The following is a 15,869-nucleotide window of genomic DNA, read 5'->3' on the forward strand; positions in this document are numbered from 1 at the left end:
TAACAAAAAGGTTTCATGTTCGCTGTACTTTGTAGCAACTAACACCAAGACAAAGAAGAATCTTGCTTTAGCAGTACATTTATATAAAATTAAAATAAACTAAAGTAATCATTTAAATGCTAACAAGATTCGCTCCAAGCCCAACTGGCTACCTACATGTAGGAAACATACGCACTGCACTCATTTGTTGGATGTACACACGTAATCAAAATGGAAAATTTTTACTACGTTTTGATGATACTGATCTTGAGCGTTCAGATATCAAATATGTAGATAATATCATAGAAGACCTAAAATGGGTTGGCATAAATTGGAATTCAAGTTTTAAGCAATCAGAGCGTTTTGAGCGCTATAACGAGGTGTTCTTACAGTTAATGAAAGAAGGTCATATTTATGCATGTTATGAAACAAGAGAAGAATTAGACACTAAACGAAAATTGCAATTAAAACAAGGTCTTCCCCCTGTTTACGATAGAGGTGCGTTGCTTCTAACTGAGCAAGAGAAAATTCGTTATGAGCAAGAAGGACGAAAACCACATTTCAGATTTAAATTGAATAGAAACGAAATTGTAAAATGGAATGATGAAGTTAAAGGTGAAATAAATATTGCAACAATTCACATTAGCGATCCTGTGGTAAAAAGAGAAGATGGAATTTATACATACATGTTACCTTCTGTTGTTGATGATGTTGACTTTAATGTAACCCATGTTGTACGCGGGGAAGATCATGTAACTAATACCGCAGTTCAGATTCAAATGATTCAAGCATTAAAAGCGAAAATTCCTATCTTTGCTCACCTTCCCCTACTACATTTTGATGATAGCAAGATATCGAAACGGAAAGGTGGGTTGGATATTAAGTCCATAAGAGAAGATGAGATTGAGCCAATGGCGCTAACTAGCTATTTAGCAAAACTTGGCACATCTGATCCGATAGAAGCTCATGTTGATATGCAGTCTTTAATTAACTCATTTGATATTAAAAAATTTAGCTCAGCATCTGCACAATTCAGCTTGAGTGAAATGTATAAGCTAAATAGCAAAGTGCTGCAACAAATGCCATTTGAAATGGTGCAAGATCGTTTAAGTCAAATTGGCTCAGAGTTTTGGTATTTTATAAGGAGTAATATAGAAAAGTTTTCTGAGGTGGCCAAATGGTGGAAAACATGCAAATTTGGTATAGAGCCTGTGGTTCTTAATAAAGAGTTTATAAAAATAGCGCTAAGTTCATTGCCTAAAGGTGATTGTAATGAAAACACATTATCAGAGTGGGTTAAAAATATTCGACAGACAGTTGATATAAAGGCAAAAGATCTATTTATGCAGTTGCGCCTCGCTTTAACAGGAACAGAAACAGGTCCAGAACTCGCTAAATTATTAATTTTTATCGGTAGAGAGAGCATTATTGCAAGGTTAGAAGAAAGCCAAAGAATTATACAAAAGGTTTAAATGCACCGAATGTATTTTGAATGACACCAATAGTTAATCTCATGTTGAAAGATCATTTTATGATTCAGATCAGTTTTTTTACAGGTCACTTCCAAGCTCATCAAATTTTCTAAGATCTTCTTAAGTTCTGAAAGTTGCAAACTTTTCAAATGAGATTTAAAACTCTGCAATTGTTTGAAGAACAATGGAGGACTTAGCTGGTCAATTGCAGCTTGTTCATTCATTCCATTTTGTATTAACAGCAAAACGCTTTCTAGCCGTAGAAAATAATTTGATATAATACGGATTAATGCTATCGGTGAAAAATTCTCTTGTAATATCAATACATCGGAAATTTTGATGAATTGTCCCATGTCTTTACTCACTATTGCAGAGCACAGATTATCAAGTGTAACATAATCATTGCCGGAGGTTGAAAAGCATAGATCTATATCAGCAAGTTTAAGATCTTTTCTTTTTCCTAGATATAAAACTAATTTTTCAAGCTCTGAATATATAGGCAGTTTGCTATGATTAAAATAAGACTGCAAGTGGTAGATTATCTCACTTGTGCACTCTATATCATTTTGTTTCAAGTAACTTGATATAATATCACAAAGATTACTACCGCTGTCCTTATAGCAGGTAATTACACCGAAAATTTTTGAGCTTTCCATATAACTTTTAGTTGTAGAACTATATGGAAGATCATTTGCTATCATTACTATATAATGATCGCCTATATTATGATCCAATATGTTTCTTAACTCTTTAGATATACTTCCACTGACATTTATCAGCTTAACTAACCTTTTTTTAGTAAACATCGAAATGTTTGCCAACTCGGAAAATAACAAGCCAGGCGACTTATTCACTACTGCAAAATCCATCACCTGAACTGAATACTCATTCAAGTTGGCAATTATTTCCTGTACAAAAATATCGACCTTACTATTGTCACTTCCATGAATTAATACACCACTTAAAGTATCGGGTTTCTCAAGGAATTTTTTAACTTTAGATGGCGTGATTCTCATGCCATCTATATTATATTATCACTACTTGGTGGTACATCATTTGATTGCACATCAGTTTCCAACAATTCTGAGCTTTCTTGATTTGCTGTATTCTGCATATCATCAGACACTTCTTTCTTTCCCGCAACATAATTATAAAAATTTTTTATAGGCTGTCCTATATATCTAGAAAAAAATCCTTCGGCCATATCTTTCACTCCACAAATTAACAATTAGCACATAAAAACAACGTAGCAAAAACTACTTTACCCTGAGATAGTTACACTCATTTGTTAATAAATTATGAACTTCCGAGACAAAAATTAAGTCGATCTACTTAACACCAATCTTATAAAATAAGCAATGATTAAATATACAGCTGCAATCAGTATAATTGCAGGTCCAGTTAATAAATCAAAACTTGCAGATAATATCAGACCTGATATGCCAGAAATCACAGAAAAAACTGTTGCAACAATAATCATTTGCATTGGAGTTTTTGAAATGAGTCTTGCTGATGCAGCAGGTATTAACAAAAATGCAGCAATGAGTAATATTCCTATTAATTGAGCAGAAATTGCAATAAAGATAGCGAGTATAATCAAAAATTCTAGCCTAACAAAATTAACATTTACTTTCTCAACTGTTGCCAAATCTTGATTAATCGAAATCATCAGCCAATAGCGCCATCTAAATATTAATATCAAAGTAACTATTACGGAGGTTAGAAAAATTGATATTATATCATTTTGGTCGATCATTAATACATCACCAAAAAGTGAACTAATAATACTATTATTACCCGATGGAAGAAAAGACATAAGTATTAAACTCGATGATAAAACTACATTGGTAACTATGTTCAATATCGTATCAGCAGAGTATAATTTATTAAAATTAAGAGAAAGTAGTATAGCAAACATAATTGCAATGAGCATTATACTTACCGATGGGCTGATATTAAAGATCAAAGCAAGTGCAACACCAAGCAATGAAGAATGGGACAAACTATCACCCAAATACGATAACCTTTGCCATATCATAAATGACCCTAGAGCTCCTGTTACTAGGCTAATCATAATTACCGCAATTAGACTGTTTATAAAAAAACTCTGTGTAAATATCTCTAACATGCTATCAGATAACTGACAACAAACCTATCTTCAGATATTAAAACGTTATGGGTTCTGCATGCTGCACCAGTAGTCATAAATTCAAAATTTAAATTCTTTTGCTCCATAAGATAAGACTTCATTGAACAATCGCGTATTTTACCAGTACCTATTATCAAAATCTCTATTTCCTCTGTTAAAAAAGATTTAAAATACTCCTTATTATTTATATCACCTTCTTTCAATTTAATCACCTTTTCAGGAAAAATTATAATTGAGCCATGATATTCTTGATTATTTACCCAAAATCTTTCTTCCCTGTAACCATCTATAAGATTTTTCTTCTTGGAAATTAAGGACATAAATCAAACTATTAATTGCGTGTCGCACACCCACCATTCTGGATATTCCTTTTTGATATTTGCCGCTGCAGCTTTTGCACTTTCTTCACTATCGAACATTCCAAAGCACGCTACACCGCTGCCTGACATACGAGAAAGTATAGAGCCTTCTTGTGACTCTAGTGTTGATATTACATTCTGAATTTCAGGTACAAGACTTATTGCTGCTTCTTGCAGGTCATTTTTTGTCTCTTTAAGAAGCTCTAACAAATTCTCCTCAGTGTTATCACTCCACTTAATTGGCTGAGAGAAGTCCTCTTTATACTTGGAAAATACTTCTGATGTATTCAAAAACTTTTTTTTTGGTTTCACAAGTACCAGACTTATGGGTAAAGAGCATTGTTTAATGGGACATAATTCCTCACCAACACCTCTAACAAAAACTGGCTTACTATCTACACTTGCAGGCACATCAGCACCAACGCTTAAAGCTATATCACTTAAAATTTGCCTATCAATATCCCACAGCTCTCCTAGCGTGCGTATCACAGCTCCAGCATCTGAGGAACCACTACCAAATCCTGCAGCAATTGGTACATTTTTTATAACCTTTACAGTGACTTTAGTTCGTATAGGAGCGTACCTAAGCAGTAGACTCAATGCTTTCGTTATAGTATTATATCGATAATTTATTTTAAACTCAGAGTTTACAAATTGAACTGTAGAGTTATCATATCTAAAGTTTTTTTCTCCTACTTTTATCTCTAAAAAATTAGAAAGTTTAGCAAAGACAACCAAACTTTCAATTAAATGATACCCTCTTTCTTCTCTATTTATAATATGTAAAAAAAGATTGATCTTTGCAGGAGCCTTTACACAAAAACTTTCCATCTGTATATCTTCACTAACACTATCTTATTTACTATACTTGAAATGCCACTTCAGTCAAACTTTATACACTCCTAATGAGATCAAATGCCATAAATCCTAACTTCTCTGTATGGGTAAGTGCATCAGCTGGTACAGGTAAAACAAAGATCTTAATAGACAGAGTATTAAGACTTCTATTAGAGAATAAGAGAAATATTCTCTGCTTAACATTTACCAATGCTGCAGCAAATGAAATGGAGGATCGCATTTACAGTACACTTAGTAAGTGGGCAACATGTCCAGAGGGTATATTGGTCGCAGATTTAGAACAATTAGCCCAGTGTGTGACCAGAGAAAATAAAGATTATTTAACAAGAGCAAGAAGGCTTTTTTCTGAACTGGAAAATCTTGGTCTTAATATTCAAACTATACACGCCTTTTGTTACAAATTAATCTCCAGCTTTCCTACAGAAGCTGGTATCGCTCCAAATTGTACGTTGAGCGAATGTAAAGAATTGCATTCCATCGTATTTGAAAAAACGCTTCATAACGAAACTGTGCAGGACGATATCAATATCGTTGCAGCTGAAATTGATGAAAATAAGCTGCGTGATTTGCTCTATACCTTATGTATAAAGAGATCAGCTCTAGAAAATAATTTAGGGTATATCAAAGATAAACTAAGTGCCCCAGATAAGATTCACGATTTACAGAGTGAAACGATTGAGCAGATAAAAAGATTAGCTAAAATATTAAGTGAGGGCAGCAAAAGAGATCAGAGTTACAGTGCGATACTTTATTCCACTGTCATCCCAACTGGAATCCAGAAAGAAAATATATGGATTCCAGTGTCACGCATTGGAATGACACCAGGCCTATTGGATGACACCGGAATAAAGTCGAATGACACCAAGATAGAGAACTTAGCTAAAGTATTTCTCAAATCAGAATCGTACGAAAAAAAGAGCATATCATCCATTATAACAAAGGGTGCTTTGGAAAAATTTGAAGACGTAGAGCAAATGATAGAAAGCATTCAAAATGCATTGTTTACCCATGTGAAGGACATAAATTCTTATCAAATATTCGCAAGAACCAGTAGTTTACTTAGTATATTTAAAGTATATGTTGATCTATATAATAATGAAAAATCAAAGAATGCACTGCTTGATTATGATGATATCATCAATTTAGCAACAAATCTCCTTAGCAATCCAGGCGATAAAGATTGGATATTGTTTAATCTAGACCAAAAAATAGACCACATTCTTGTTGACGAGGCACAAGACAATAGTATTAGTCAATGGAAAATTATAACAAATCTCTGCGATGAATTTTTTACCGGCGGTGATGAAAAGAGAACTTTATTTGTTGTTGGTGATGTAAAACAATCAATTTACAGATTTCAAGGAGCAAATCCCCATCTATTTAATTACATGCAGCAGTATTTTCACACAAAAACTGGTGGTAGAGATTGGATATTATGTCAACTTGAAAAGTCATTTCGCTCAACTCCAGAAATTTTGATGCTTGTAGACAAAATATTCAACAATTTTCGTGAAGAAATATCTTTTGATGATAACGAGATAAAACATATTCCACATAGAGAAAACGATCAAGGATACATTGAAATTTGGCCATTACTGCCAGGATATGAAGAGGAAGAGCAGCAAGCCTTACAAATTCATTTAACACAGAGGAAAGATTATGTAGTAAAGGATCGATTACTTGCTCAGGCAATAGCCCAAAGAATTCACAATTGGTTAAACGAAGGGCGGATTTTAGTCGCCAAAGATCGCAATATAGAACCAAGGGACATTATGATTTTGGTACGGCAACGAAATGCGCTAGTTGACTACATAATAAGTGAACTAAAAAAAGTAAATGTACCAGTTATAGGCCGAGATTATTTTAGAATTATGGATTACATAGCTGTGCAGGACTTAATAGCTTTGGCTGAATTCCTCCTCCTTCAGGCAAATGATCTGGCTCTTGCAAATGTTTTAAAATCACCGCTATTCAACTTTACTGAGGATGATTTATTCAAGATTGCATATGATCGTAAAGAACAGTCGTTGTGGGAAAAACTTCATGATTATCATGAGATTACCTCGAATGAATTAAACTATCTGATTAATTTATCTAAGACAGAATCCCCTCTTACACTATTCACGCATATATTGCGCACAGGCAAAAAGAAATTTGCTGCAAGGCTAGGTCTTGAGTGCTTCGAGATTCTAGACGAATTTATGAACCTCGTATTGCAATTTGAGCACCCATCTCTTCAAGCATTTGTTCAGTGGATCAAAGAAAATAATCCTGAGATTAAAAATGATATGCAATCAGAACGCAATGCTGTACGAATAATGACAATTCATAAATCAAAAGGTCTACAAACTCCAATAGTGTTTTTAGTTGACACAAATACAGTGCCAAGAAACAGCGAAAGTATTTTGTTTGATACAACGGAAGCACCATTTTGGTGTGGCAAAAATAATAATGCTTATTGTGATCAAGTAAAAAGAGAGAAAAAACTAGAGGATTATAACGAATATTTGCGTTTGCTGTACGTGGCACTTACGCGTGCTGAAGATGAATTATACATTTTAGGCAAAGAGCCAGTGCAAAAGGGCTCTTGGTATGATCTAGTTATTCAATATGGAGCATTATATGAGAGGAAAAAACTATACTTACAGCCGATATTTAAAGAAAAAATTGAAGTGCTATGCATGAATGCAAACTACCCTTCTATTTATAAAAAACGTGATTATTTTGATGTTCCAGTGATTTCACCTCCATCAAACCTATCAATGTCATTGCAGCACGTGACGCTGGAACCTGGAGAAAAAAAGGCCTGGATCCCAGATTCATCCGTCAATGTTAAACAAAATACCATAGAATTCAAGAGGACAATTCCTAGAGAATTACTAGACCCAAAAAAAGGTAAGTCATGCTAATATTATTTGAAAAGGATAAGTTAAATTTTTTTAATCTATAAAATGGCAAAATATAATTGATTAAAGCTGTCTAAGTCTTTAGTCTTATGACCATGTCCTTTTTGGTACCCAGATGCAGGTTTAACACTTCCGGTCTCTTCTTTCCTTTTCCTCCACCAATACAACGTTTTTTCGTCAATGTTAAACGTTTCACAAACTTTTTTTATTATTGTCATTTCTCCCGCATCAAACACTTTTAATACTTTTTCTCTCAGGTCTTCACTGTATGGTTTTTGCATTTTCCCTCTCTAATTTATTTTAATGTACTTTTACTATCATTAAAACTTAATTCAGGAAAGCTTTGTTTGGTTAGTTATAGTAGCCATGCAACAAAGCCTCCCTGTAATCTACTTTCTTTACTCCATTATATTAGGGGAAGAAGGCAAGTATCTTTCAAGATTTGGATACAAGAACGATCTTTTCGCTATTTCCTCCAATGTTGGTGCTGAAGGTGTTATTTGATCTTCACATTCATCATTATTATAAGAAAGATCTATTAAGTCTTTCACCGTCTGCTCTTTTTCTTCTTGTTTTAGTTCTTCTATATTTTCAGTATTAGTTGTTTTATCTACATATTTTGATCCTTTTATAAAGTCTTCCATCTCCTTCACAAAACTTTGTTCATAATGCCTATTTACTAAGTGAATTACACCTACTACTACAAGTAGCGTAATAACAATTGGCAGTAGAATTGGTAACATTAGTAATATAGGGAGACAAAAGTTAAAAAGCATAAAGCTGATAACAGCAGTATATTCTACAAGCACAGGAGTGAGAAATGATACTATAATAAACATTACAAAAAGAATCGAGAATAAAAAAAAGCCTAATAAGCACACCCGCGAGCACTTCTTTAGATGATGCAATATTATAATCTTTTTCGCTTTACTGTTAAGATTCTGATATGTTTTTTCAACATCATCCTTATTACCCTTTATATAAGCTTTTAGTTCTTTTTCCATCATTTTTGTAAGCTCATCTCTTAGCATAAAATAATATTTCTCCTCCTCAGAAAAAGTGCTACCTGTCGCTTTTTCATTACTGAATAGTTCTTTTATCTTCCCTTTACGTAATTCAATTTCCTCAATTCTAGATGCAATTTTTGCTATTGTGTTACTATTTGTAGCGAGTACTTTAGCATGTTTAGCATTCATTTCTTTATCAAGTAATTTAGCTAATTCGTTTTCTAATTGCTTTTGCTTGTCTCGTAGCTTTTTTAGATCATTATTCATTTCACTTTGTAATTTGCGATTTATTCTATTCAAATCATCTTTTGCTTCTTGAAGTAAATTTTTGTGAGTGAAGTATCTCAATAAAATTGGTAACATTAAAGGATCTTTTTGATAAGTAAAATTGAAAACACTCCAACTAACATCATTAGGTAGTATTTTTTTTGGCAGAAATACTGTACCTTTTTGAACCAGCTCTAGAACTGACAGATCTAACAGATAGTCTTTATTTTCTGTACAGAAATTGGATGGTTTACAAAATTTCTTGTTACTAGATATTTTAGCTAATGATTTAGCACCAGATTCTATAATATTACTGAACATTAAAACCCCCTAATTAATTGCTTTATGCATCTAGTTTAATACTATTTTAATGATATGTCAAATTTATGTAATTACTAACTATATTACTTAATTAATAAATCAGATCTTATTCTGTTTGAGGGATAAAATTTCTATCTTCTTTCCAGCTCTTAAAAAAGAAAGGATAGTTGTTGTTAATATCATAACTTATTATCAGTACCTTACTTAATGTATTTTTTAGAATATCCTTTCCAAAATATTTATCCAGTACAGATTCAATATTTTTATGTGGGTATTGTGAACAATTAAACCAAGATAATATTGATCGCCTGAAGAATGAAGATTTAAAAATATATGAACCTTATTTTTGATAAAGCTCAACTAAATCATTGGCTGAATATTGAGGATTTCCTCACTCATCTTTTTTACATAATCCTGCTACAACAATTCCACCGGTTGAGGTCCCTACCATAAGATCAAAGATTTCAGCTACCCTCTTTCTTGTTCTTTTTTCTATTTCTACTAGAACAATTGCTGAGATTATTCCTCTAATTCCACCTACGTCAATGGATAAAATGTACTTTTTATTTGTGTGTCTGCGGAGCGAATGTGAATGCAGCAGATGTAAGAGGACATACAGCACTGCATCTAGCGATAACGGAGAAACATCTAGAAACAGTTTATAATGCACCCATTTGTCTAGACCATTTTTTTCAAAGTGATCCGATTTTTAAAATGAATATGTTGATAAATACGTCGACACACATTTAAAGTATTTATCAATATATTCATTTACTGTTTATGATAATAAAGATCAGCAGGAACTTTATAATGTAGAGTCTGATGTCGCCTTCTATAGTTATACCAAGCAACAAAATCATTTATTATAAGATTTAAATCTCTGATACTATTTGGTCTATAATAATATATAGCTTCTTGCTTTAAAGTTCTCCATAAGCGCTCAACAAATATATTGTCGAAGCAACGTCCTTTATGGTCCATACTGATTTTAATATTAGCACGCTCTAATTCCATAATAAAGTTGTAGCTAGTAAACTGCACCCCCTGATCACTATTAAAAATCTCAGGTTTACCTTGTTTTAGAGCTTCTTTGAGAGTATAAAGGCAAAATCCAGCATCGAGATATGGTGATAATGAATGAGCAATAATATAGCGACTATACAAGTCCATTATTGCCACAAAATAGATAAACTTACCTTCTACCATAATATATGTTATATCAGTAGCCCATACCTGATTAACTCTACAAATAATCAAATCTTTGAGTAAATAAGGATATATTTTATGCTTTTTTTCTTTAATACTTGTATTACATCTTTTTCTACAATACAGCCCACTAATCTTCATTTTTTTCATAATTCTTAAGATTTTTTTGTGATTGACTACTACTCCACTCGCTATGATTTCAGCAGTAATTTTACGATATCCATAACGGCAATCAGAAGCCAAATATACTTCTTGAATCAAATTTGCTACTTCACTTTCGTTATTAATTATAGGCCTATAATATAGGCTAGATCTGCAAATCCCCAATAAATCAGCCTGTTTCCTAATTGACAGATCAGAATCTTTTTCTATAAACCTTACTCTATCTTTTTTGCTTATTTCAGTAATTTTTTTTTCAAATAGCTATTTTCCACTGTCAATTCTCCTATTACTTTATGTAAACTTTCTATTTCTTGCGCTAAGATTCTTTGTTTTCTCGCACTTTCACTTTCTTCAACAAATAGGTCTTTTAACCTTGCCAATACTCTATCACGCCAATCATATAGATTTGTTGATGGTATTTTATATTCACTACATATCTCAGCTGTGCTTTTTTGATTTTTTATTGCTTCCAAAGCTATCTTTGCTTTTAACTCTGGTTCATATTTTTTTGTTGCCATACTTTTACCCCTTTACCTTCCTACTCGGATCAACCATTTTTTTTTGGTCTAGTTTATGGGGTGCATTATAGTTAGAGAATTGATAAAGTCAGGAGCAAGTGTAAATGCTGAAGAGTATGGCAGTAAATGCACACTGCTGCACCTTGCATGTATGGTAGGTGAAAAAGAAATAGTGGAGGAGCTAGTAAAAGCTGGAGGAGAAATAGAGCAAGAGGATGAATTTGGAATGACAGCAATGGATTATGCAAAAAATAGTAAAGAAGTAACTGAAGTATTGAAGAAAGAAACAGACAGAATTGAAGAGTTATTTGAAAAGCGGAGGCAGCGAAGGAAGAGTTGATAAAAGTGGCTATAAAAGAAGATAAAACAGTCTTTAATACCAATTTTGAAGGGCTGTAGAAAGCTAACAATTGGTCTTTTTCGCAAAGGTAAATGGATTGATGGAAAAAAAGGGAGTGGCAAGGCTTCCTGCACTACTAAAGCATTTACAGGAGAAAAATATGCGAGAAAGAACGTTTACTATTCATCGTCATTATGAACCAAGTAAGTTATCAGACAAGTGTTTATCAGATGCTTACGGAGTACTACTAAAACGATTAATGGAAAGAAAGAAAAAGGAATTTTTAAATAAAAAAGAGGTGGAAAAGAATGACAACAGTGGCCTTATATGCAAGAGTTTCATCGAGGAAACAAGAACAGAACAATACAATAGAGAGTCAAGTTGTAGAGCTTGAGCGTAGAATTGCTACAGATGAACATAAATTATTGAATGAGAATAAATTTAAGGACAATGGCTTTAGTGGGTGGAATTTAAAACGAGAAGGTTTACGAGATAAAGTAGGAGAAGGTGAAATTAATAAAATTTACATTCATTCACCTATCAAGAAAATCTTCGCACCAGATGATATTACTTGAAGAGTTTGAGAAAGAAGGAGCAGAAGTAATATTCCTAAATTATAAGACTGAAAATAATCCAGAGTCAAAATTATTGCTAGGAGTACAAGGATTAATCTCAGAATACGAATGTGCAAAGATAATGGAAAGAAGTCGAAGGGGAAAACTCCATGCAGCAAGGAAAGGGTGTATAAGTGTAATGGGCTTATGGATACCGCTATATAAAGCATGTAGTCAGAGAAGAAGCAAAGTTTGAAGTTGAAGAAGAGGAAGCAAAAGTAGTGCGTAAACTGTTTGAGTGGATAGGTCAGAGCTTAAAAGAAACTACAAGAAGGCATATTACTGCTCCAAAGGGCAGAAGAAATTGGCATTCAGGTACAGTGTGTAGAATGTTGAGGAATCCAGCATACAAAGGACAAGCAGCATTTGGTAAAACGAATCAATAAAAAAAGAAGTGAGAGCAATATGGAAAGTGAGGAAAAAAAGTTATTCCATTTATCAAACTGAGAAAAAGAATTGGATTCATATAGAAATACCAAATATAGTTGAAATTTGATATAGTACAAGAGCAACTATCTGAAAATAGAAAAAGAGCAAGAATGCAACGAAGTGGGAGAAGGTACCTATTACAAGGGCTAATGGTGTGTCAGTGTTGTAAATACATTTATTATGGAATGAGTAATGTTAAAGGAGGAAGAAGTTACTATCGATGCCCTGGAACGGATGCAAATCGTTTTGGTGGGAATAGAGTGTGTAACAGCAAATCAATACAAGTTGATATACTAGAAGAAGCAGTATGGGAAGAAGTAAAGATGGTACTCAAAGAACCAGAAGCAATGACTAAGGAATATCAGCTCAGACTCGTGAAACATGAAAGTACAGAGGCAAAGGATGAACTTGAAAAGCGTGCAAATAAAATAGAACAAGGTATAGAAAGATTAGCTTATGTATATGCAAGAGGTCATATAACGAAGGAAAAATATGACTTAGAAGTTGAGAGCATGGCAAAGGAGTTAAAAGGAATTAGAGATCAAAGGGAAGAAATGGTCGATGAAAAGAGGCTACAGAGGGAATTAGATTTTATCACAAGTAGTGTAGAAAGTTTTTCCTCTGAGGTTGAGTTGGAACTTAATCAGGCGGATTGGGAAACTAAACTTGATATAATAAGAAAATTAGTTCAACGCATTGAAGTTGATGATGATAACGTGCATGTAGTGTTTCGGCTGAAAGAACTCGCTCTCGAAAGGCAAAAAAAAAGTGTTCAACATTGTATCGGGAGTCCAGTGTCAAGTACTGGAATGACAGATGAGAGTGCTAGAATGACAAAAAGGAGCATTGGGACAACAGACAGCTATGCAAGAGGCTTAATAATTCACAGTATATTGCAATATATGCCCAAAATAGAGAAAGACAGGAGAAAAAATTGGGTTAGGAAATATCTTGATAGCATAAACACTAGTGAAGATAAGGATGAAATTTACAGCAAAATATTAACCTTTAATGAAAAATATGATTACCTGTTCGACTTGGAGGGCAAATCAGAAATTCCACTTAGTGGAACAATTGACGGAAAACCAGTATTAGTGCGGCTAGACAGACTGTGCATAACAGAAGACAAAGCAATCATAATTGACTATAAATCACACCATAACGTTTCTATTTCCTCATCAAATGAAATAAAAAAGCAAATGTTGATCTATAAAACCTTAGTGCAAGAAGTCTACCCAGATAAGCAAGTAGAGTGCGTGGTTATTTGGATGGAAGATTTAACCTTACAATCTTTGATCTAAACTCAAATGTTCGTATAGTAGCTACTTGCATTTGTTATAAACTCACTTTTACTCTATAGTTATCTTTTTACTACCTTATCTATTTTCTGAACTGATTTTCGTATTAGAAAACATCCAATAAGAAAAATTATAAGAGGAATAAACCATAAAATGTAGGTACTAGATTTTACAGGTGGTACAATGATAATTGAATCTCCATAAGAATTTTTTAACTCTGAAATTATTTGCTCGTTAGTATATCCATCACTGATCTTCTTGCGAATTTCCTTGCGCATACCATATGCAACTTGAGACTCAGATTCGGATAATAATTCACCAGAGCATACAGGACACTTTATTACTGTAAATAAGTTACTTGCTCGCTCTTCCATGCTTTCATCTCTTAGTTTATCATCCAAAGTAAAAGCATTTATGCTTAAATGAAATATCAATGTAAAAAGTAAGCTAATTACTATTCTCATTTTTGGTGAATTGAGTGATAAAATCAGTAGTGGATAATTTTCCAATAAAGCCTGAACCTACATTATTGTCGTACTTTATTGAAAATTGAATGTCGTTATTAGTGATTTTTTCTGATAAGGAAGATATTGATTTTTCCAATTTATCTGCAGTCTTTGAATCATTAGTCACAAACGAAATTAATTCTTTATAATTTGATATGGCTACATTAATTTTATCTTCAAATGAAGATGTAACTAAATTGTAATTACTTACTCCACCATTCGCAGCAATAGAAAAGTTATTACTCTCAATCAAAAATTTTTCTATGTTGAAATTAATCTTAGAAGCTGAAATATGGTTTACAAATTCATAATCTAATTTAGCGTCGACACTAAGGTAATTTTCAGGACTTGCAGTATTTTTATAACGGTAAGTATAAAAATCAAATTCTAGTTTAGTATTTTCATTCAGTTCTTTATCAAAGTGAAATTGAATGTAATTACTTTTATCATTCACTTCAGTTATAACACTTTGCTGATTTTCTAAAATATCACATTTTAATCCATAATCTTCGTAACGAAATGTATCTATATAGTCTATTACAGTGCTATTTCTGTTGAATTTTAATGAAGATAGTAAATCATTTAGTTTAACAACAGAGTGGCTACTCACGTGTGTGTGACACTTTATATTCTTTTTCTCATCACTACGGACAGCAATGTTGACTTCATTGCTTGGTATATAGATATATACTGACTTATCAAATAATCTGTTTTTTATCACTAAAGCTTCAGATGAAACAGTTAATTGCTCATTAGAAAATTTTGGATTCGTTACACGAAAAACTAGGTTGAAAGGAAATCCGCTAAAATCATGTGAAATATCAACTTTTTCGTCATTAATGTAATCAGTTAAAAGACTTTTTACCTTAAATGCAGAAAAATACCAAAAACCACTATACGCTAGAGGAATAAACAAAGGTAAGAAGATGAGAATATAGATAAAAATTTTACGCATTATCCTCTTATTTATCTAATGATATATTTCTTGTACCTCTGGGCACGGTTACGCACAAACCGTCAATATCTTTTGTGATTTTTATTTGGCATCCAAGCCTCGATGTCTCTGTTAAACCGAAAGCTAGATCCAGCATGTCATTTTCCTCATCAGATATAGGATTATGTGTTTCTACAACATCATAAAATTTTGGATCAACAATCACATGGCATGTAGAACAAGCAAGAGAACCTTCACATGCACCTTCAAGCAGATCTGGATCACTTCTATGGGCTAAATTAAGAAGAGTTTCTCCCTCTGCAGCTTCATAACTTTTCTTACTTCCATCAGGTAAAATAAAAGTAACGGATGGCATACTATTAAAATCTCTACTAATTTCTCTATATTCTACAAATAATAACTAATATTTGCAAACTCTTTGCAATTCTATCGCCTATCTCTTGTCATCTATATTCCTATCAAGAAAGTAAGATAGATACCACCAGCATCTCACAGAGTTGCAAGTATAGAATTTTCTTAGTTT

Annotated in this window: 15 protein-coding genes and 6 pseudogenes; 9 read left to right on the top strand and 12 right to left on the bottom strand. The window is 32.9% G+C overall.

Annotated features, from left to right (window positions below):
• Positions 1-116 precede the first annotated feature (116 nt).
• The gene (gene gltX / locus OOK99_RS02200; protein ID WP_264720050.1) at positions 117-1,451 is read left to right on the top strand and encodes a glutamate--tRNA ligase; all 1,335 of its coding nucleotides are present in this window, start codon (positions 117-119) and stop codon (positions 1,449-1,451) included.
• Here gltX and holA read toward each other — a convergent pair.
• The 5 genes from holA to OOK99_RS02225 form a co-directional block, all read right to left on the bottom strand.
• Entirely contained in the window at positions 1,448-2,467 is a 1,020-nt protein-coding gene (gene holA / locus OOK99_RS02205; RefSeq protein WP_264720051.1) for a DNA polymerase III subunit delta, read from the bottom strand. The genes gltX and holA overlap by 4 nt on opposite strands.
• 5 nt (positions 2,468-2,472) lie before the next feature.
• Positions 2,473-2,655 carry a hypothetical protein gene (locus OOK99_RS02210; RefSeq protein ID WP_108784197.1) on the bottom strand — a complete coding sequence of 61 codons (183 nt, stop codon included), beginning with the start codon at positions 2,653-2,655 and terminating at the stop codon, positions 2,473-2,475.
• 114 nt (positions 2,656-2,769) lie between these two features.
• The gene (locus OOK99_RS02215; RefSeq protein ID WP_264720052.1) at positions 2,770-3,579 is read right to left on the bottom strand and encodes a metal ABC transporter permease; all 810 of its coding nucleotides are present in this window, start codon (positions 3,577-3,579) and stop codon (positions 2,770-2,772) included.
• Entirely contained in the window at positions 3,573-3,920 is a 348-nt protein-coding gene (locus OOK99_RS02220) for an Mth938-like domain-containing protein (RefSeq protein WP_264720053.1), read from the bottom strand. Before OOK99_RS02220 ends, OOK99_RS02215 begins: the two co-directional genes overlap by 7 nt.
• Before the next feature lie 3 nt (positions 3,921-3,923).
• Positions 3,924-4,790, bottom strand: a complete 867-nt coding sequence (locus tag OOK99_RS02225) for a 4-(cytidine 5'-diphospho)-2-C-methyl-D-erythritol kinase (RefSeq protein WP_006013700.1) — start codon at positions 4,788-4,790, stop codon at positions 3,924-3,926.
• Positions 4,791-4,864: 74 nt separating this feature from the next.
• Between OOK99_RS02225 and OOK99_RS02230 the strand changes: the two are divergent.
• A pseudogene (locus tag OOK99_RS02230) lies at positions 4,865-7,684 on the top strand (UvrD-helicase domain-containing protein); the annotation flags it as partial.
• Between the two features lie 77 nt (positions 7,685-7,761).
• Here the strand turns inward: OOK99_RS02230 and OOK99_RS02235 are convergent.
• The 3 genes and pseudogenes from OOK99_RS02235 to OOK99_RS02245 all read right to left on the bottom strand — a co-directional run.
• Positions 7,762-8,004, bottom strand: coding sequence for an IS630 transposase-related protein (locus OOK99_RS02235; RefSeq protein ID WP_143689530.1), 243 nt, complete (start codon positions 8,002-8,004; stop codon positions 7,762-7,764).
• A gap of 117 nt (positions 8,005-8,121) precedes the next feature.
• Complete coding sequence (locus OOK99_RS02240; protein ID WP_264720055.1) at positions 8,122-9,318, bottom strand: hypothetical protein; 1,197 nt, start codon at positions 9,316-9,318, stop codon at positions 8,122-8,124.
• Positions 9,319-9,451: 133 nt separating this feature from the next.
• Positions 9,452-9,916 (bottom strand): annotated as a pseudogene (locus OOK99_RS02245) (patatin-like phospholipase family protein); the annotation flags it as partial.
• Between OOK99_RS02245 and OOK99_RS02250 the strand changes: the two are divergent.
• Positions 9,898-9,978, top strand: a pseudogene (locus tag OOK99_RS02250) (ankyrin repeat domain-containing protein); the annotation flags it as partial. The pseudogenes OOK99_RS02245 and OOK99_RS02250 sit on opposite strands and share 19 nt — an antisense overlap.
• A gap of 111 nt (positions 9,979-10,089) precedes the next feature.
• On the opposite strand, the gene OOK99_RS02255 reads toward OOK99_RS02250, so the two are convergent.
• Positions 10,090-11,204 (bottom strand): IS3-like element ISWpi17 family transposase gene (locus OOK99_RS02255; RefSeq protein ID WP_214303219.1). Its coding sequence is split into 2 segments (ribosomal slippage): positions 10,090-10,931 and positions 10,931-11,204, totalling 1,116 coding nucleotides; the frame shifts between segments, so codons are not numbered across the junction.
• Between the two features lie 67 nt (positions 11,205-11,271).
• On the opposite strand from OOK99_RS02255, the pseudogene OOK99_RS02260 reads away from it, so the two are divergent.
• The 6 genes and pseudogenes from OOK99_RS02260 to OOK99_RS06995 form a co-directional block, all read left to right on the top strand.
• Positions 11,272-11,544 (top strand): annotated as a pseudogene (locus tag OOK99_RS02260) (ankyrin repeat domain-containing protein); the annotation flags it as partial.
• 308 nt (positions 11,545-11,852) lie between these two features.
• Positions 11,853-12,119, top strand: coding sequence for a recombinase family protein (locus tag OOK99_RS02265; RefSeq protein WP_264337221.1), 267 nt, complete (start codon positions 11,853-11,855; stop codon positions 12,117-12,119).
• Positions 12,106-12,354: a recombinase family protein gene (locus tag OOK99_RS02270; protein WP_264720056.1), complete on the top strand. Its 249-nt coding sequence runs from the start codon at positions 12,106-12,108 to the stop codon at positions 12,352-12,354. The genes OOK99_RS02265 and OOK99_RS02270 overlap by 14 nt, the downstream gene beginning before the upstream one ends.
• A 25-nt stretch (positions 12,355-12,379) precedes the next feature.
• Positions 12,380-12,544, top strand: coding sequence for a recombinase family protein (locus OOK99_RS02275; protein ID WP_158619483.1), 165 nt, complete (start codon positions 12,380-12,382; stop codon positions 12,542-12,544).
• 228 nt (positions 12,545-12,772) lie between these two features.
• A pseudogene (locus OOK99_RS06990) lies at positions 12,773-12,850 on the top strand (hypothetical protein); the annotation flags it as partial.
• A gap of 525 nt (positions 12,851-13,375) precedes the next feature.
• Positions 13,376-13,888 (top strand): annotated as a pseudogene (locus tag OOK99_RS06995) (PD-(D/E)XK nuclease family protein); the annotation flags it as partial.
• 59 nt (positions 13,889-13,947) lie between these two features.
• On the opposite strand, the gene OOK99_RS02285 reads toward OOK99_RS06995, so the two are convergent.
• Genes OOK99_RS02285 through OOK99_RS02295 form a run of 3 tightly spaced genes read right to left on the bottom strand, consistent with a single transcriptional unit; the run spans position 13,948 to position 15,701 of the window.
• A complete protein-coding gene (locus OOK99_RS02285; protein ID WP_264337199.1) occupies positions 13,948-14,349 on the bottom strand; it encodes a cytochrome c-type biogenesis protein in 402 nt (133 codons plus the stop codon).
• Positions 14,333-15,346 (bottom strand): hypothetical protein, encoded by a 1,014-nt coding sequence (locus OOK99_RS02290; RefSeq protein ID WP_264720057.1) that lies wholly within the window; start codon positions 15,344-15,346, stop codon positions 14,333-14,335. The genes OOK99_RS02285 and OOK99_RS02290 overlap by 17 nt, the downstream gene beginning before the upstream one ends.
• A 7-nt stretch (positions 15,347-15,353) precedes the next feature.
• Positions 15,354-15,701 (bottom strand): ferredoxin family 2Fe-2S iron-sulfur cluster binding protein, encoded by a 348-nt coding sequence (locus tag OOK99_RS02295; protein WP_006013713.1) that lies wholly within the window; start codon positions 15,699-15,701, stop codon positions 15,354-15,356.
• Positions 15,702-15,869: the final 168 nt, after the last annotated feature.

This window comes from Wolbachia endosymbiont (group B) of Eucosma cana, assembly GCF_947250645.1.
Classification (GTDB): domain Bacteria; phylum Pseudomonadota; class Alphaproteobacteria; order Rickettsiales; family Anaplasmataceae; genus Wolbachia.